This window comes from Nocardia sp. NPDC051750, assembly GCF_044453135.1.
Lineage (GTDB): Bacteria > Actinomycetota > Actinomycetes > Mycobacteriales > Mycobacteriaceae > Nocardia.
Map to the genome: position 1 here is coordinate 41899 of NZ_JBITCK010000001.1, position 18008 is coordinate 59906.

Sequence of the window (18008 nt, forward strand, 5' to 3'; positions counted from 1 at the left end):
ACAGGTGTGCTTGTCGCCTTTGCGTACCTGCGCGCCGAGAAGCTACTACGCTCGGTGGATGTGAGCGTCGACATCACCGCATCGGCGGCCTGGCGGAAATTGCAGGAGCATCATGATGCGATCGCCGCCGTACAGCTACGGGACCTGTTCGCCGAAGATCCGGCGCGGGGCCGCGACCTGAAACTGACCGCCGGCGAACTGCTGATCGACTACAGCAAGCACCGGGTGAACCGGGAGACGCTGCGGCTGCTGGTCGAACTGGCGGACGAGGCCGGGGTGGAGGCCCAGCGCGACCGGATGTTGCGGGGCGTGCACATCAACACCTCCGAGGACCGCGCCGTCGGGCATACCGCGCTACGGCTGCCGACGGGAACCCCGATGACCATCGACGGCGCGGACGCCGGTGCCGAAGTCCACGAGGTGCTCGACCGGATGACTGTTTTCTCCGACGCGGTGCGTTCGGGGCAGTGGCGCGGCGCGACCGGGGAGCGGATCCGCACCGTGGTCAATATCGGTATCGGCGGTTCGGATCTCGGTCCGGTGATGGTGCACCAGGCGCTGCGGCACTACGCGGACGCCGGGGTCGACGCCCGGTTCGTATCCAATGTCGATCCCGCCGATCTGGTGGCGAAACTGACCGGCCTGGACCCGGCGACCACCCTGTTCATCGTCGCCTCGAAGACCTTCTCCACCCTCGAGACGCTGACCAACGCGACCGCCGCCCGCCGCTGGCTGGTGGCCGCCCTGGGCTCGGACGCGGTAGCCAAGCATTTCGTCGCGGTCTCCACCAACGCCGAACGAGTGGCCGAGTTCGGGATCGATACAGCCAATATGTTCGGTTTCTGGGACTGGGTGGGTGGCCGGTATTCGGTGGATTCGGCCATCGGGCTTTCGGTGATGGTGACGATCGGCCCGGACCGGTTCGCCGAATTCCTCGCCGGAATGCACACCATGGACCGCCATTTCGCGACCGCACCGCTCGCGGACAACGCGCCCGTACTGCTGGCCCTGCTCGGCGTCTGGTATTCCAATTTCTTCGGCGCCCAATCCCGGGCGGTGCTGCCGTATTCGAACGATCTGGCCCGGTTTCCGGCCTATCTGCAGCAGCTCACGATGGAGTCGAACGGTAAGTCGGTGCGCGCCGACGGCACCCCGGTCAGCACCGCCACCGGCGAGATCTTCTGGGGGGAGCCGGGCACGAACGGCCAGCACGCGTTCTATCAACTGCTGCACCAGGGAACCCGGCTGATTCCGGCCGATTTCATCGGATTCGCCCGGCCGACCGATGATCTGCCCACCCGCGACGGCACCGGCAGTATGCACGACATCCTGATGAGCAATCTGTTCGCGCAGACCAAGGTGCTGGCGTTCGGGAAATCCGCGGAAGAGATCACCGCGGAAGGTACGCCCCCGGAACTGGTGCCGCACAAGGTGATGCCCGGCAACCGGCCCAGTACGACGATTCTCGCCCCGCAATTGACTCCCGCCGTGCTCGGTCAATTGATCGCGCTCTACGAACATCAGGTGTTCGTGGCCGGGGTCGTCTGGGGGATCGACAGTTTCGATCAGTGGGGTGTCGAACTGGGTAAGCAGCAGGCGCTGGAGTTGGCACCGCTGCTCACCGCGGCGGAAGATCCCGCACCGCAGGGCGATTCGTCCACCGACAGCCTCGTCCGCTGGTATCGCGCCAACCGCTGACCGTCCTTCCCCTCGCCAGGCCACCCGTCCTGCTCTTCCGGCGACTCGGCACCTCCCGGGGATCGGGCGCCAGGAGGTCTATCGTCGGCGCTACCAGGGACCGATCGGCAGACCCACGCGCCCCGCGGTCCGCTCCGCGAGCCGGTGGAGTCCGGTGGAGTCGGATACCCGCGCGGGATCCAGGCTCATCAGCGTCAGCAGGTAGTCGTCGCGGAATCGGCAGAGGTATCCGGATATCCGGGTCCGCGGGCGGCCTGCGTAGGTCAGCCCCGGATGGATGGCCCGAGTGGCGACGCCGGTGCAGTCGTGCGGGCCGAGGGCGTGCAGCGCCGGCGGAATCACGCCGATATTCGAGCACAGGATGTCGCGCTCACCCGCCCCCCGGGACAACAGATAGGCCACGCGATCCGGTACGAGATACAGGAATTCCTCCGGCAGGCCCCCGGGGCTCGACATCCGGCGCTCGTACGCGGCCCGGCTCTTCCCTCGAATATCCGCCGGTCCGTCCGTGGGATCGACAACGATCTCCGTCATCGCGAGATCGTTGTCGATCCGGGGTTCGTCCCGGGTGTCCACCGGCAGGCTCGCCACGATCCGGCGCTCGGGAAAACCCGCAGCCCACAGGATGTTCGCAACCAGCCAGATGAACAGACTGTTGGCCGTGCCACCGCGGCTCGCGGCGATCCGCTCCCAGTCCACGGTGGGACAGCGCAGTACCACACCGGACACCGGCAGTTCGACGCTCGATCCGGATGGGTCGGCCGGGTCGCGCGAAACCGGTCCGCGGCCCGCCGAGCCCGCCTCCCGCATCCCTGCCGGTTCCACGTCTCCGCTATCCGGTGTACCCGTCTCCGCGAGCCCGGCAGGCCCCGCAATGCGGCCGTCCGCCGAGCGCGTCCGGTCGGCTTCGGCCGGCCGGGAGTTGTCAGCGCCCGCCGGGAGATCCGGCCACCGGACCCAGTTCCGAAAAGCACGGGTGGTGCCGGACAGTACCGTGGCCCAGGTTTCGCCGGCGTCGGCCCAATCGGATTCGGGATCACCGTGAGGGTCGGCAGGGGTTGACGGATCGTCGGCCGGACTCGGCGTGGTGCCGGGCGCAGGGTGCGAATCACCTCTGGTCGATACCCACAGCGCCTGTTCGACAGCGATGATCAGGCCCCTCGCGTCGGCAAGGACATGCGAACAGGTGAGCGCGATGATCGTGCCGCCGTCGGTGAGCGGCGCCGCCGAAAGACGCCAACCGGGTCCGCGCCGCGGATCCAGATCGGTGCCCAGTGCGTCGGCCCAGGAAAGAATCTCGCCCGGATGCAGCACTACCGCGCCGAGGCCGAGTGGGTGGGCGCGGATATTGGACTGCCAGCGCGCCCGAGCACCCGGCACCCGGGGCCGAACCACCCGGCGGCCGAGCGGGCCCGCGCAGAGGGCCTCGTGCAATCGGCGCAGCTGAGCGGGGTCCACCACGTCCGCCGTGCGCCACAGCCCCTGGAGCGCGATGGGCGTCCCCATTCCCTGATGAGTCCGCAGGAAAATACCGTCGATAACGCTCAGCCGGCGCATCTGCCCAGGCTAGTCACCTGTTCCGTGGTTCCGCGCGGGACCGGCAACCGACCGGGCCACCCGCCGGCCCAGGACCACTGCCTCGGACACCACTTCCGCCGGATGCGCCACTCCGGCCGCGGTTCGACTGTTTGGCCGTCCGGTCGACGCCGATACCGACTGGTCGTGATCCCCCAGATCGTGGCCTGTGACCTGGGTCGCATAATCGATGGATGCCCACGCACGAAGTTCGCAACCAGGTACCGCCGATCACGCCGTTCGATGTCTCCCGGGATCCGGGGCTGCTCGCCGGGCTGCACCGGGAGGGCGCCGGGTGGGCCGAGGCCGAAGTGCGTGAGCTCGGGATGCTCGCCGGCAGCGAGCGGGTGCAGGAGTGGGGCCGGCTGGCCAACGAGAACCCGCCGGTCCTGCGCACCCACGACCGGTACGGCAACCGTATCGACGAGGTGGAGTTCCATCCGCACTGGCACGATCTGATGACGGTCGCGGTCGAGCACGGCCTGCAGGGCGCGCCGTGGGCGGACGACCGGCCCGGCGCACATGTGGCGCGCGCCGCGAAATTCTATGTCTGGGGCGCGGCCGACGCCGGGCATATGTGCCCCATTTCGATGACCTACGCGGCGATTCCCGCGCTCCGGCACAACCCCGATCTGGCCGCGAAGTACGAACCGCTGCTCACCGCCCGCACCTACGATTTCGGGCTGCGCGAACCGTCCGCGAAGGCGGGTCTCATCGCGGGTATGTCGATGACCGAGAAACAGGGTGGCTCCGATGTCCGGGCCAACACCACCGCCGCCACCCCGCGCCCGGACGGTTCGTACCGGATCCTCGGGCACAAATGGTTCACCTCGGCACCGATGTCGGATATGTTCCTCACCCTCGCGCAGGCGCCGGGTGGGCTCTCGTGCTTCCTGCTGCCGCGGGTCCTGCCGGACGGTTCCCGCAACCCGATCCGGCTGCAGCGGCTCAAGGACAAACTGGGCAACAAATCGAACGCGTCGGCCGAGATCGAATACGAGGATGCGACCGGCTGGCTGGTCGGCGCGGAAGGCGCCGGGGTGAAAACCATCATCGAGATGGTGAATATGACGCGGCTGGACTGCGTGATCGGATCCGCGATCGGGATGCGGCTGGCCGCGGTCCACGCGGTCCATCACGCCCGGTATCGGTCCGCCTTCGGGGCCGCCCTCGTCGACCAGCCCGCCATGCGCAATGTCCTGGCCGACCTGGTACTCGAATCGGAGGCCGCGACCGCGGCCATGCTGCGGCTGGCCGGCGCGACCGATCGGGCCGCGGCCGATCCGGCCGAAGCCGCGCTACGCCGGATCGCGCTGGCGGTGACCAAATACTGGGTGTGCAAACGCGCGCCGGCCCATGCGGCCGAGGCGCTGGAATGTCTCGGCGGCAACGGTTACGTGGAGGAATCCGGGATGCCGCGGCTGTACCGGGAGGCACCGCTCATGTCGATCTGGGAGGGTTCGGGCAATGTCGCCGCGCTCGACGCGCTGCGGGCCATGGGCACGCAGCCGGAGACCGTGGAAGCATACTTCGCCGAGGTTTCGCAGGCCCGCGGCGAGAACCCGCACCTGGACGACGCGATCGACCGGGTCGGCAAGGAACTGGCCGATCACAGCGATATCCAGTACCGGGCGCGCCGGGTGGTCGAGCTGATGGCGCTGGTACTGCAGGGCGCCCAGCTGGTCCGGCACGGTCATCGAGCGGTGGCGGATGCTTTTTGCGCGTCCCGGCTCGGCGAGAACTGGGGCGCCGCGTTCGGCACCCTGCCGGTAGGAGTGGACACCACGGCGATCATCGAGCGGGCATTCACCGGATAGGCGGCGGCGCCCATCGGGTCAGCGCGGCGGCAGCACTTGCCCGAAGAAGGCCACGGCGCGGTCCAGCCCGCCGTGCTCCGGGAGGTCGTCGTGGCCGGCCTGGATGATGCTGAGGTCGTGCTGGGTACCGTTCTTCACGAACTGACCGGTGAGCGCGAGCGTGAACGGTAGCGGGACCACCGTGTCGTACGTTCCGTGGACGACCAGGATCGGGTCCTGATAGCCGCTGACCGGCACGCTCATATACCGGCGCATCGCCGGCCCGAACTCGGAATCGTCGAGCGGCCGCGCCACCAGATGGCCGATCTCGGCATGACCCAGCATTTCGGCGGTGCCGGAGTTGCACGCGGTATTCAGCTCGCCGACGAGATTGCGGCCGGCGGGGGTGAGGTAATCGTCGATATTCACATTCACCGCACCGCCGGTCATACCGGACAGCACCATCGCCACGGCCCGGCCCGGGAAACCGGGCATCTCGGGCTGATCCGGCCGCGAACGCAGGAAGACGGTTTCCATATTGCTGACCGGCGACAGCGCCACCGTGCCGCGGAAATCGAGTTCGGGCGCGTATTCCGGGGCGTACCGCCCGGTGCCGAGCGCGGCGTGACCACCCTGCGAGAAACCCACGGCGCCCCAGGCGGTGGAGAGCCCGGCGAACGCGTCCCGGGTGGCGCGCACCGCGTCGATGGTGGCGGTGGCCGCGGTGCTGGTCTGCAGGTACGGATGCGGTCCCGGTGACCCCGGGCTCAAACCGATGTAGTCGGGTGCGACGACGGCGTAGCCGGCGTCGTTGAGCCGCCGCACCACCGGACCGGTCTCCCGTTCCAGTTGCGGTGACCCGGTCAGCCCGCACTGCTGCCCCACACCGGAGGTGCCGTGGTCCCAGGCCAGCACCCGCCAGCCGCCCTCCGGGGCGGCACCGTCCGGGATCCGTACCACGGCTTCCGCGGCCACGAGTTTCCCGCCGGGCCCCGTGGTGACGTAGCCGATTCGCTGGACGTCGTCGAGCCCGCCCCATTCCCGGTCGAGTGGTTCGGCCGAGAGCAACAGTCCCGGATGCCAGGCCGTATCCGCCCGAGCGGCGGTCACCGGTAGCCCGGCGCAGAGCGCCGTGACCAACGCCAGAACCCCCACGATTGCCCGGACGATGTACACAGTCCTCTCCTCTGCCATGCGGCGGTCGAGGTCCATGGTCGCAGCAATCCGGATCGGATGCTCGCACGGTAGGGCGTCCGGGCCGGTGGCCCGGGCGTGTCCGGGTTCAGCGGGTCGGCGGCGCTATCCGCCAGTGTTCTTCGAGGGCAACCGCGATGTCCGGCAGGACTGTCACCGGGATTTTCTTGTCCCGCAGGATGTTCCGGACTTCGTTGATCTGGTCCCGTTTCCGCAGGTCATAGGCACCGGACACCGGTCCCGACACCGGCGGGATGGACAGCAGCACCAACTCGCTGTGCAATTCGTCACCCGCGGTCAGATCCAGTGCGAGCGACCACCGGGACCGCTCGTCCAGGACGAAGCGTCCGGCGACCACCCGATCCCACTCGATACTGGTCATCGACCACGGCGTACGCCGGTGGATGGCCTGTTCGGTCAGCACGACCGCGTCCCGCTTGAACAACGCGATCAGGGCCGCCACAGCGAGGATCGCGCCGAGCACCACCCCGGTGAACACCCGGCCGGGCCCGAACAGCAGCACCGTCGGTACGGTCACGGCCGCGACGACGGCCAGACCGGCCAGGCCGTAGCCCAGCGCTCGCTCGGTGGGCACCACACCCGCGTGCACCATTCGCATACCGACTCCGCTCACCCCTGGAACTGGTGTTATCGGCCACACCGTACCGGATGGCGGCGCCTCGCTCACCGGTCAGTGCAGGGCTACGGCGGCTTCGGCCGAGTTGACCTGGAAAGTCATGCTCTGCTGGAAATACAGCTGAACGGTTTCGGCATCGTGGCCCAGGTAACCGATAGACAGATCCTGTCCGAGGGTGAGGTCGAAGTCTCCCCCGCGCGTAGTGAGCACGAACGCTCCGTCGATCGCCGGTGCCCAGATGATCTCCCCGTCGGGAACCAGGCGCTCCAGGTGGGTGCGCAGCGGGTGCCCGTGGTTGGAGGTCTCGCTGACCTTGGTGTACAGGTCGGCGCTCAGCAGCACCGAATACGGCCCGTCGACACCGGCCAGCCGCAGCTGGCTCACGGCCAGGGCGATCACCTCGGGCACCCCGAAGACATCCTCGGGCAGCGCGATCACCCGGTTCGACGACGCCTCCCGGATCCCGGTGATCCCGGCGGCGCCGTAACCCTCGAAAACGGCCCGATCCTCCGCAAAGGCGACCCGGCGGGCGGCGTCTTTGACCGGGTCCAGGTCGGTGTCCTGCGCGCCGCGCTCGACATTGTCGAGTTCCTCCCGCGACAGCGTGAGCGGCACCCGCAACTCGACCAGCGGCGCGACCACCCGCTGCCGGGCCACGACGCCGTCGTGCGGGGCGGCGATCGGGGTGGTGTGGCCGAGGCCGCGGGCCGAATAGTCGGTACCGTGCGGACCGGACAGATCGACCACCCGGCGGCCGGCGCTGTGCCGTTTGAAGGTCCGCGCGGACTCCTCTTCGATAACGGCCCAGGCCGCGTCCGTGATCGGCGCGAGCTCGCGGTGGAGGTTGTTCATACGGTGCTACTCCTTTTCAACGTGCCGATGCCGAGGGAACCGTCCGAAACCCGCGGCGCGTCCGGCTCCGCCGCGGTCCGCCCCACCGGCTCGGCCGCTGTTGTCTCGTCCGGGGGCGCGGGCAGATCATCGAAGAAATCCTGCGGCGGAACGAAGAACAAGCTGCCGGTGACGGCGGTGGAGAAATCGAGGATCCGGTCGTGGGTGGCCTCGTCGGTGCCGAGGAACATCCGTTCCAGCATGATCTCGGTGGTCCGGGGGGTCGCCGAATAGCCGACGAAATACGTGCCGAATTCGCCGTCGCGGACACTGCCGAAGGGCATATTCGCGCGCAGGATCTCGCGCTCGGTGCCGTCGGGCTCGATCACCTGGTTCACCGCGATATGCGAATCGGCGGGCTTGTCCGCGTCGGCGAATTCGAAATCCTCGAGTTTGGTCCGGCCGATGACCCGCTCCTGCTCCTGCACCGGCAGTGCCCGCCAGGCCGGCAGATCGTGCAGGTATTTCTGCACGATCACATAGCTGCCGCCGGTGAACTCCGGATCGGCGGCACCGATCAGCGCGGCCGTACCCGCGGGTGAATCCGGGAGCGCGCCTTCCGGGTTCTCGGTGCCGTCGACGAAGCCGAGCAGATCGCGCTGCTCGAAATAGCGGAATCCCACCGTTTCGTCGACGATCGCGCCGATCCCGGCCAACCTGTCGCCGATCGCCATGGCCAGTTCGAAGCAGGCGTCGTGTGCCTGGGCCCGGATGTGGAAGAACAGATCGCCCGGTGTCGCCGGGGCATGGTGCAGCGGGCCGTCGTATCCGGGGAAATCGTGCAGTTCGGCCGGGCGCGGGCCGCCGAACAACCGATCCCACGCGGCGGAACCGATACCGGTGATACAGCCCAGCCCCGCGCCCGGCAGCCGGAACCCGATGGACCGGCGCAGGCCCGGGAGTTCGGCCAGCAGGTCCCGCGCCGCCGCCTCGCCGCCGGGTTCGAGGGTGGCGACGAGGAAATGCGCCGCCGGAGTGAGCGGTTCGAGAATCGGCTGCGGCTGCCCCATAGGCGATCAGCCTACCGGCGAACCACCCCGGCCCCGGGCAAGCCCGGCGGCTACTTGGCCACGGTCAGCAGAAACGCCACATCGTCGATCGCCTGCACACTGTGCCGCGCCTTGGGCACCACCAGCAGATCGCCGGTCGAACCCTTCCATTCGTTCTCACCGCTGTGCAGGGTGAGGCTGCCGTTGAGCACCAGCAGTGTCGCCTCGCCCTGGTTGTCGTGTTCGGACAGGCTCTGGCCCGCGCACAATCCCACCACGGTCTGCCGAAGTGAATTGGCGTGGCCACCGTAGATCGTCTGGGAACTGCGGCCACTGGTCACGGTCGCGGCCATCTTGAGTTGCTGCCGGGCCACCGCTGTCAGCGATTTCTTGTCCATGAACCGCCCTTTCGCCTCCGCGTCCCCGCGACCGGGCTGATGATCACGGGTCGTATCGCCGAGTATGCCCGACCCGGCCGCGACATTCGGGCGTTTCTCCGAGGCTGTGCCCCTATTGCCGCTCAGCGGCGCGCCCCTGTCACCGTCAGGCGGCCCGCCCCTGTTGCGGTCTCCGAGGCCGGGCCCCTACCGGATGAAACGCCGGGTGCGGTAGCGCAGCCCGCTCGCGGACTCGAGCCACTCCGGCGAGTCGGCAGACTGCCATTCGGGGCCGAACTCGGGGGCGAAGGCATCCCCGTGGACCTCGGTGTCGACCTCGGTGACCAGCAGTTCGGTCGCATAGGGCAGGGCGTGCCGGTAGATCTCGCCACCGCCCATCACCCAGGTGACGGCGGGCGCGGCCAGATCGAGCGCGGCCACGACCGATCCGGCGGTTTCGGCGCCCTCCGCCGACCAGTCCGCTTGCCGGGTGACGACGATATTGCGACGTCCCGGCAGCGGGCGGAACCGTTCCGGCAGCGACTCCCAGGTCCGGCGGCCCATCACCACGGCGTGGCCCGTGGTCGTCTCCCGGAAGCGGGCCATGTCCTCGGGGACCCGCCAGGGGATGGTGTTGTCCACACCGATGACCCCGTCGGGGGTCTGCGCCCAGATCATGCCGATCACCCGGCCGGTACCGGACGCGGCGGTCACACTGCCACCGGAGCCTTGATCGCCGGATGGTGCCGGTAGTCCAGCACGCGCACATCCTCGTACCGGTAATCGAACAAGGACGCTGCCGGGGCGAGTTCGAGCACCGGGAAGGTGTACGGGGCGCGGGTCAGTTGTTCGGTGACCTGGTCCCGGTGGTTGTCGTAGATATGGCAATCGCCGCCGGTCCAGATGAATTCGCCGGGTTCGAGTCCGCTCTGCTGCGCCACCATCACGGTGAGCAGGGCGTAGCTCGCGATATTGAACGGCACGCCGAGGAACAGGTCGGCGCTGCGCTGGTACAGCTGGCAGGAGAGCCGGCCGTCGGCGACATAGAACTGGAACAGGGCGTGGCAGGGGGCCAGCGCCATCCGGTCCAGTTCGGCCACATTCCAGGCCGAGACGAGCATGCGCCGGGAATCCGGGTCGGTCCGCAGGGTGTGCAGGACCTGCTCGATCTGATCGATATGGTGGCCGCCGGGGGTCGGCCAGGAGCGCCACTGCACTCCGTATACCGGTCCCAGCTCGCCGTCGGCGTCGGCCCATTCGTCCCAGATGCTGACCCCGTGGTCCTGTAGCCACTTCACATTGGAATCCCCTCGCAGGAACCACAGAAGTTCGTACACGATCGATTTGAGGTGCACTTTCTTGGTGGTGATCAGGGGGAATCCGGCCGCGAGGTCGTAGCGCAGCTGATGACCGAACACACTGCGCGTTCCGGTGCCGGTCCGGTCCCCCTTGGTGGACCCCGATTCCAGCACCCGCCGGAGTAGATCTTCGTACTGGGTGTCCGGAGCGCGCTGCGAGTCCGGGATATGACCGGCCCCTGCGCCCACACCGGGACTCTTCGCTGCGCTCACCATGGGATTGTTCGCTGCGCTCGCCACGAGCCGAGCTTACTTTCCGCACAACGGGCCGGTGCAGCGACCGGGTGAGCACCGATGCGGCGCGCCGTACTCGACCCGTTCGCCACGGGGGTGACGGGCCATCTCGGCAGTAGCGCCGAGCGGCAACGCTGAGTGGGCGGAGGCGCTGGGAGCACGTCGGGCCGACCGGCCGGACCTTGCGTGCACGACGCTGCCCGGCCTCCGGCCAGCCACCGCAGTCCCGCAGTCAGCCCACGGCGGTACGACGTGGCGTCTCCAACGTGCCGACCCACCGCGCGACCGCCGCTCGTCCCCCTGCCAAGCTGGCCCCATGCGGAACCTGTACGTGATCGGTATCGGCGCCGGGGACCCCGACCAGGTCACGGTGCAGGCCGTCAAGGCGCTCCGGGACGTCGACGTCTTCTTCGTCATGGGTAAAGGCGCGGAGAAACAGCAGCTGGTGGACGTGCGCACCGCAATCCTCGACGAGCACGCCGGCCGCCCCTACCGGATCGTCGAGATACCCGACCCGCCGCGCGACCGCACCCCGGACGACTACCGGGCGACCGTGCGCGACTGGCACGAACGCCGTTCACTGCTCCTGGAGGAGGCGTTCGCCGGTACCGAGGGCGTGGGCGCGATCCTCGTCTGGGGAGACCCGGCCCTGTACGACAGCACCCTGCGCATGGTGGAACGGGTGCTGACCCGTGGCACGCTGGAATTCGACTACACCGTCATCCCGGGGGTGACCAGCGTGCACGCGCTCGCGGCCCGGCACCGCACCGTCCTGCACCGGATCGGCGAACCCGTGCACATCACCACCGGCCGGCGGCTGCGGGAGGAAGGGCTGGGTGGCGGGTCGACGGTGGTGATGCTGGACGCCGATTGCGCCTTCACCACCACTCCCGCCGACACCTACATCTGGTGGGGCGCCTACTTGGGGATGCCCGACGAAACCCTGATCCGCGGCCCGGTCGGGGAGGTCGCCGGGGAAATCGTCCGCCGGCGCGACGCGTTACGCGCCCGCAAGGGCTGGATCATGGATATCTACCTGCTGCGTCCCGCCGAATAACGGGGTGATCGCGCCACGGCGCCGAACCACCAGGTAGTCGGGGCACGGGCGCCGGATCATGCGGTGGGCGGGCCACAGCGGCGAATCACCGGGCCGACGGGTGACAGCCCGTAGCATGGTCGGCATGACCGAACAGGACATACTCGGGCGGATCAAGGAACTGGTCGACCACGAGCACGACCTGCGGTCGCGGGCGTCACGCGGGGAGCTCGATCCCGACGCGGAACGGCGCCGGCTGGCCGAACTGGAGGTCATGCTGGACCAGTGCTGGGACCTGCTGCGGCAGCGGCGCGCCCGGATCGACAGCGATCAATCACCGGACACCGCGCAGCCGAGACCACCGGGACAGGTCGAGGGCTACCTACAGTAGGCACCCGATGACCGAAAATGGAACCGGCACAAGCGAATACGATGTCATCGTGCTGGGCGGCGGCCCGGCCGGCGAAAATGCCGCCGCCTACGCGGTAGCGGGCAGCGACCGCACCGCGGCCATCGTGGAACGCGAACGGGTCGGCGGCGAATGCTCGTACTGGGCGTGTATCCCCAGCAAGGCCCTGCTGCGGCCGGGCCATGTACTCGGCGCCACGCGGGGGCTGCCCGGTGTCGAGGGCCGCGGGCCCGATGTGGCCGCGGTCCTGCGCCGCCGCGACGAGTTCGTCCACGCCCACGACGGTGACCACGACGATTCGAGCCAGGTCGAGTGGGCGGCGCAGCAGGGTATCGAGGTGATCCGGGGCGCCGGCCGGCTGGCCGGTGAACGCACGATACGGATCGGTGACCACGAACTGCGGGCCCGCCGGGCGGTGGTCCTGGCGACCGGTAGCCGGGCGGCCGTCCCGGATATCCCGGGCCTGCGCGACGCACTGCCCTGGACCTCACGCGATGTGACGAACCTGCACGAAATTCCGAAACGGGTCCTCGTGATCGGTGGCGGCGTGGTCGCCTGCGAGGCGGCGACCTGGTTGTCGACGCTCGGCGCCGAGGTCACCGTCCTGGTTCGCGGGGATCGGTTGCTCGCCGGGGTCGAAGCCTTCGCCGGGGAAATGGTGGCCGCCGCACTGGCGGCACGCGGCGTCACGATCCGCTTCGGGACCAGCCCCCGCCGGGTCCAGCGCCCGGCCGCCGCGGACCACGGCGAAGGCAGGATCCACGGCGGCCCGGTCACGGTGCACGCCGCGGGACCCTCCGGCGAATCGACCCTGCTCGCCGACGAGATCGTGGTGGCGGCCGGGCGCACCCCGAACACCGACAACCTCGGGCTCGAAACCGTCGGGCTGGATGCGGGGTACCTCGAGGTGGACGATCAACTGACAGTGACGGGGGTCGACGGCGAATGGCTCTATGCCGTCGGCGATATCAACCACCGTGCCGCACTGACTCATATGGGCAAATACCAGGCGCGAGTATGCGGCGATGTGATCGCGGCCCGGGCCGAGGGCCGATCACTGACAGCCCCGCGGCATCGGGCCGCCGCGGACCATTACGCCGTTCCCCAGGTCGTTTTCACCGACCCGGAAGTCGCCGCGGTCGGGCTCACCGCCGAGGCGGCCCGCGCAGCGGGACACGATATCCGCACCGTCGGGCTGGATATCGAGGTCGCCGGATCGGCGCTGACCCGGGACGATTTCCGCGGTCATGCGGCGCTGGTGATCGACAACTCCACCGATACCGTGCTCGGCGCCACGTTCGTGGGTCCCGATATCGGGGAACAGTTGCACGCCGCGACGATCGCCGTCGCCGGACGGGTCCCACTGGACGCTCTCTGGCACGCGGTGCCCGCGTTTCCGGCCGTGAGCGAATTCTGGCTACGTCTGTTGGAGACCGATCGGTCGTCGTTACCATCGACGGCATGAGCGAGTCAGGCCCGGAGGCGGTAGCGAAGCGTGACCACGCAGGGCCCTCGCTCATGCCCAATGGAGACAGAGTGAGCGTAACGGAACAGATCACGACCACTGACGGGATCGTCCAGGGTGGCCGCGGGCGCCGCGTGATGTATTGGCGGTCGCTCCCCTACGCCGCGCCACCCGTCGGTGACCTGCGGTTCCGGGCCCCGCAACCGGTGCAGCCGTGGACCGATGTCCGCGACGCCACCTATTTCCGCGCGGCGGGGATCCAGCCCCGCTTCGGCGTGCGGCTCGGACCGCGCAAGCTGCAGGAGATGAGCGAGGATTCGCTGACACTCAATGTCGTGGCTCCCGTTACTCCGACCGTGCGGCCACGTCCGGTGATGGTGTTCATCCACGGCGGTGGCTATCTGTTCGGCACTTCTGCGCTGCGCCTCTACTCCGGCGTGCAGCTGGCGGCCGACGGCGATGTGATCGTGGTGTCGATCAACTACCGGCTCGGCGCGTTCGGGTATGCCGATTTCTCCGAATTCTCCACCCCGGACAGCCCCTACGAATCGAACCTGGGCCTGCGCGACCAGATCGCCGCACTGCGCTGGGTTCAGCGCAATATCGCCGAATTCGGCGGTGACCCGGACAATGTCACGATTTTCGGCGAATCGGCGGGCGCGCACGCGGTCCTGACGCTGCTGGCCACGCCGTCGGCCGCCGGGCTCTTCCATCGGGGTATCGCGCAGAGCCCGCCCGCGGACTGGGGTCTGACGGTGGCCGAAGCCGGCACCTTCGCCCGCCGCGTTCTCGACCAACTCGGTATCGCCCCGCAGAACGCGAACCGTGCACTGCGCGAAGTGGATCCGCATGATATCCGGCGCGCCTTCAACCGGGCGTCGAACGCGACCATGGCGGAGTATCCGGGTTTCTTCCCGGCCGCGCCGGTGGCCGACGGAGATCTGCTGCCGCGCACCCCGATCGACGCGTTCGCCGAGGGCCACTCGCACCCGGTTCCGCTCATCATCGGCACCTGCCGTAACGAGGGCGCCCTGTTCAACCGGTTCACCGATACGCTGCCCACCCGCCCCGAACGCCTCAAACGCGCGCTCTCGGTGGCCGGACCGGACCGCTATCCGCGAGTGTTCTACACCTACCCCGGCTTTCCGGGCGAAGCGGCGGCCATTCGCGCGGGTGGCGACTACTTCTTCTGGCGGCCTTCGCTCGAGGTGATGGAGGGGCACAGCCGCCACGCCCCCACCTACGCCTACCGCTACGATTTCGCGCCCCGGCTGTTGCAGCTGTACAAGCTGGGTGCGACACACGCCACCGATCTGATCCCCACCTTCGGTGCCGTGTACGAACCGTGGAGCCGGGCCCTGACGGTCGGCGGTAGCCGCCGCGGTCTGCTCGCGGTGACCCGCCAGTTCCAGGACAACTGGCTGAATTTCGCCCGCACCGGCGAACCGTTGCCCGTGTGGCCGCGATACTCCGAAGCGGACCGCGCCACGCTCATCATCGACGATCCCGGCCGGGTGGACACCGATCCCGACAGTGCACAGCGCAAGCTGTGGGCGGGTGTGCGCGCACCTCAACTGGTGCCGGCCGGCGCCGCCCGCGGCGCGACTGCCATACCGCCCGCCGAGTCGCACGAGGGTGAGTCCGAAGAGGACGGCTCACTGCTGGGGAAGATCAGTCCCGAGAATGCCGAGGGGCGCGGCACCGAAATTACGGCCACGGTGCTGCAGAAACTCGCCGGCAGCGCCGAGGAATCCGCCGCCGACGCCGAGCGGAAAGCCGAGCCCGGCAACGCCGGACCGGAAACCGCCGGCTGACCGGCAGCCTATTTCAGCAGCCGCGACATCCGGCGGTCGGCGAGGACCTTACCGCCGGTCTGGCAGGTCGGGCAGTACTGGAACGACCGGTCCGTGAACGCGACCTCCCGGACCGTGTCCCCACACACCGGGCAGGGCAGCCCGGTCCGGCCGTGCACCCGCATACCGGAACGTTTCTCGCCCTTGAGCCGCGCCGCGTCCTGGCCCATCGACCGGGTGACAGCGTCCAGCAGGACGGTGCGCAGGGCTTCGTAGAGCGCTGACACCTTCGCCGCCGGCAGGGTCTTCGCGGTCGCGAACGGGGAGATCCGGGCGGTGTGCAGGATCTCGTCGGAGTAGGCGTTGCCGATACCGGCGAGCACCGTCTGATCGACCAGCACGTTCTTGATCCGGCCCGAAGCCGCGGCCAGGAGCGTGGCGAACTCCGCCTCGGTCACCGCGAGCGCATCCGGCCCCAGCCGGGCGATCCCCGGCACTTCCGCCGGGTCGTGCACGATATAGACCGCCAGCCGTTTCTTGGTACCGGCCTCGGTGAGGTCGAAGGCCGGGGTGGCCCCCTCGGGAGTGAAGAAATGCACCCGCAATGCCAAGGGCCCACGACCGGGTTTCGGCGGGCTCACACTCGGATTGTCGGCCCAGCGCAACCATCCCGCCCGGGACAGATGGGTGATCAGCCACAGCCCGCCGCAGTCCATCCCGAGGAATTTTCCCCACCGCCCGGCGCCCGTGACATCCCGGCCGGACAGCGCCGTCACCGGTGGGTCGAAGGTTTTTATCGCGCTCAATGCCGCCACATCGATACGCCCCACCACCGCACCGACCGCATGCTCCCGCAGGAACTGCGCCAGCGCCTCCACTTCCGGTAGTTCGGGCACGGGATCAGGCTACCGGGGGCCGGTGACATCCGCGGCGTCCAAACGCCGCGTGATACCGGTACTCATCACCGTGACCAGGGTTCCGATGAACACCAGATCGAATGCCATCTGCACGGTGGTGGCGATCCGGGCCGCCTGCCCGGCGGCGTGGATATCGCCGAATCCGACGGTGCCCAGGGTCGCGACGGTGTAGTACAGGGCGTCGCTGCGGGTCCGCATCTCGGTGAACTGCCCGGGGTCGCGCAGCTCGAGTACGTAGTAGAAGAGGGCGAAGAACACCACCACCAGGGAGACCAGGAAGAGCAGACCGTCGACCCGGTGCCCGGTGTCCCGGCTCGCGATCAGGAATTGACCGAGCCGGCGGTACGCGAGCCATGCCAACCCGGCCACGCCGGCGGTGAACGCCACCACCGTCACCACGCGCAGCGGCCAGTAACCGGGAAAATCGAACCCGAGCGGAACAAAGTAGTAGAACAGCAGAGCGAACACCACAGTGCCCGCGTTGCGCCACAGATGCGCCCGGCCACTGATCCGTCGAGATGCCATCCCGTCATGATCGGCCGGAATTCCGGATCCGCCGGGCGGGCGCGCCGGAGACCGCAGCGATTCACCGGATCGTCCGGCGCCGCCGGATCGACCGGCTGTGGTTGGCTGCGCGGGTGATATCGAAGTTCGTCCGGATCGGCGTGGACCTGCTCCCGTGGATCGCCACGCTGACGGGAGTGGCCGGGGTCGCGTTGCATTTCAGCTGGTCGGGGTCGCGCATCCCGGTCCTGGCGGCATCGGTTGCGCCGTACCTGATGAGCGGCGCGCTCGTCGGACTGGCGGCCTTTCTGGCCCTCCAGCGCTGGAGCAGTGTGGGCGTCGCGGTCATTGTCACAGCCGCGGCGGTATGGACCCAAGCGCCGCTGTACATCGGTCACTCGGGCGACGAGAACGGCCCCACGATCCGAGTCATGCAGGCCAATCTGCTGTTCGACGGGGTGGATCCGCGGGCGCTGGTCGACCAGGTGCGCGGCCGCGAGATCGAGGTGCTCACCGTCAACGAACTCACCCGGGCGGCCATCGGCGATCTCGGCCGGGCGGGACTCGACCAGTTGCTGCCCCACCGGTATCTCTCCCCAGGCAGGACCGCGGCCGGTACCGGGATCTGGAGCCGCTACCCGCTGTCGGACACCGTCGAGTACGACGGATACGTGCTGAACCAGCTGTCGGCCACGGCAACCGTCCCGGGCGCGGGACCGGTCACGATATTCGCCTTCCATCCGGTTCCCCCGGTATACGGCACGCACGTGTGGGCCGACGAATTGGCCCGGCTGCGCGCGATTCTGGAGCGGTCGGCGGCGAACCGCCCGGCGATCGCCGGTGGCGATTTCAACGCGACCTACGATCATTCGCAGTTCCGGGCCATGCTGTCCGGTCGCTTCGACGACGCGGCGGTCCAGGCCGGTGCCGGCCACCTGGTCACCTATCCCACCGATAAGTGGTGGCCGGCCGTGGTGGGTATCGATCACATACTCGTTGCCGGGGGTCGCGCGGTCGCGGTGGAGACGGTCGACCTGCCCGGTGCGGACCACCGCGCCCTGACAGCTCGTATTCGCCTGAACCACGCGGGCGATGAGTACCGATGAACTACTCGGGCCGCAGGCATCAGCTGTTC

General features: G+C 68.8%; 17 protein-coding genes. 7 read left to right on the forward strand and 10 right to left on the reverse strand.

The genetic code is table 11. The features are described 5' to 3' along the window. The first annotated feature begins 60 nt into the window (after positions 1-60). On the forward strand, positions 61-1698 hold the full coding sequence (gene pgi / locus ACIA75_RS00215) for a glucose-6-phosphate isomerase (RefSeq protein WP_397100804.1): 1638 nt from the start codon (positions 61-63) through the stop codon (positions 1696-1698). A gap of 90 nt (positions 1699-1788) precedes the next feature. Here pgi and ACIA75_RS00220 read toward each other — a convergent pair whose 3' ends face one another. Next, a complete protein-coding gene (locus ACIA75_RS00220) occupies positions 1789-3255 on the reverse strand; it encodes a hypothetical protein (protein WP_397098242.1) in 1467 nt (488 codons plus the stop codon). A gap of 212 nt (positions 3256-3467) precedes the next feature. On the opposite strand from ACIA75_RS00220, the gene ACIA75_RS00225 reads away from it, so the two are divergent. Continuing rightward, positions 3468-5090: an acyl-CoA dehydrogenase family protein gene (locus tag ACIA75_RS00225; RefSeq protein WP_397098244.1), complete on the forward strand. Its 1623-nt coding sequence runs from the start codon at positions 3468-3470 to the stop codon at positions 5088-5090. Positions 5091-5108: 18 nt separating this feature from the next. Here the strand turns inward: ACIA75_RS00225 and ACIA75_RS00230 are convergent, their stop codons facing one another. From ACIA75_RS00230 to ACIA75_RS00260, 7 genes are all read right to left on the reverse strand, one after another. Next, entirely contained in the window at positions 5109-6245 is a 1137-nt protein-coding gene (locus ACIA75_RS00230; protein ID WP_397098246.1) for an alpha/beta fold hydrolase, read from the reverse strand. Positions 6246-6351: 106 nt separating this feature from the next. Beyond that, positions 6352-6882, reverse strand: a complete 531-nt coding sequence (locus tag ACIA75_RS00235; RefSeq protein WP_397098248.1) for a hypothetical protein — start codon at positions 6880-6882, stop codon at positions 6352-6354. A 72-nt stretch (positions 6883-6954) separates the two neighbouring features. Beyond that, the gene (locus ACIA75_RS00240) at positions 6955-7752 is read right to left on the reverse strand and encodes a family 1 encapsulin nanocompartment shell protein (RefSeq protein ID WP_397098250.1); all 798 of its coding nucleotides are present in this window, start codon (positions 7750-7752) and stop codon (positions 6955-6957) included. Next, positions 7749-8801 carry a Dyp-type peroxidase gene (locus ACIA75_RS00245; RefSeq protein ID WP_397098252.1) on the reverse strand — a complete coding sequence of 351 codons (1053 nt, stop codon included), beginning with the start codon at positions 8799-8801 and terminating at the stop codon, positions 7749-7751. Before ACIA75_RS00245 ends, ACIA75_RS00240 begins: the two co-directional genes overlap by 4 nt. 50 nt (positions 8802-8851) lie before the next feature. Beyond that, positions 8852-9178 (reverse strand): cupin domain-containing protein, encoded by a 327-nt coding sequence (locus ACIA75_RS00250; RefSeq protein WP_397098254.1) that lies wholly within the window; start codon positions 9176-9178, stop codon positions 8852-8854. A 186-nt stretch (positions 9179-9364) separates the two neighbouring features. Continuing rightward, the gene (locus ACIA75_RS00255) at positions 9365-9835 is read right to left on the reverse strand and encodes a dihydrofolate reductase (RefSeq protein WP_397100806.1); all 471 of its coding nucleotides are present in this window, start codon (positions 9833-9835) and stop codon (positions 9365-9367) included. 32 nt (positions 9836-9867) lie between these two features. After that, positions 9868-10755, reverse strand: a complete 888-nt coding sequence (locus ACIA75_RS00260; RefSeq protein WP_397098256.1) for a thymidylate synthase — start codon at positions 10753-10755, stop codon at positions 9868-9870. 310 nt (positions 10756-11065) lie between these two features. On the opposite strand from ACIA75_RS00260, the gene cobF reads away from it, so the two are divergent. The 4 genes from cobF to ACIA75_RS00280 all read left to right on the forward strand — a co-directional run bounded on the left by cobF (position 11066) and on the right by ACIA75_RS00280 (position 15473). Further along, positions 11066-11806: a precorrin-6A synthase (deacetylating) gene (gene cobF / locus ACIA75_RS00265; RefSeq protein WP_397098258.1), complete on the forward strand. Its 741-nt coding sequence runs from the start codon at positions 11066-11068 to the stop codon at positions 11804-11806. 124 nt (positions 11807-11930) lie between these two features. Next, a complete protein-coding gene (locus ACIA75_RS00270) occupies positions 11931-12176 on the forward strand; it encodes a DUF2630 family protein (RefSeq protein WP_397098260.1) in 246 nt (81 codons plus the stop codon). A gap of 7 nt (positions 12177-12183) precedes the next feature. Beyond that, entirely contained in the window at positions 12184-13659 is a 1476-nt protein-coding gene (locus ACIA75_RS00275; RefSeq protein WP_397098262.1) for a dihydrolipoyl dehydrogenase family protein, read from the forward strand. A 71-nt stretch (positions 13660-13730) separates the two neighbouring features. Then, entirely contained in the window at positions 13731-15473 is a 1743-nt protein-coding gene (locus ACIA75_RS00280; protein ID WP_397098264.1) for a carboxylesterase/lipase family protein, read from the forward strand. Positions 15474-15481: 8 nt separating this feature from the next. On the opposite strand, the gene ACIA75_RS00285 is transcribed toward ACIA75_RS00280, so the two are convergent. Beyond that, on the reverse strand, positions 15482-16348 hold the full coding sequence (locus tag ACIA75_RS00285) for an Fpg/Nei family DNA glycosylase (RefSeq protein ID WP_397098266.1): 867 nt from the start codon (positions 16346-16348) through the stop codon (positions 15482-15484). Positions 16349-16357: 9 nt separating this feature from the next. Beyond that, positions 16358-16894, reverse strand: coding sequence for a potassium channel family protein (locus ACIA75_RS00290; protein WP_397098268.1), 537 nt, complete (start codon positions 16892-16894; stop codon positions 16358-16360). On the opposite strand from ACIA75_RS00290, the gene ACIA75_RS00295 reads away from it, so the two are divergent. After that, positions 16888-17979 (forward strand): endonuclease/exonuclease/phosphatase family protein, encoded by a 1092-nt coding sequence (locus ACIA75_RS00295; RefSeq protein ID WP_397098270.1) that lies wholly within the window; start codon positions 16888-16890, stop codon positions 17977-17979. The two genes, ACIA75_RS00290 and ACIA75_RS00295, sit on opposite strands and share 7 nt — an antisense overlap. Positions 17980-18008: the final 29 nt, after the last annotated feature.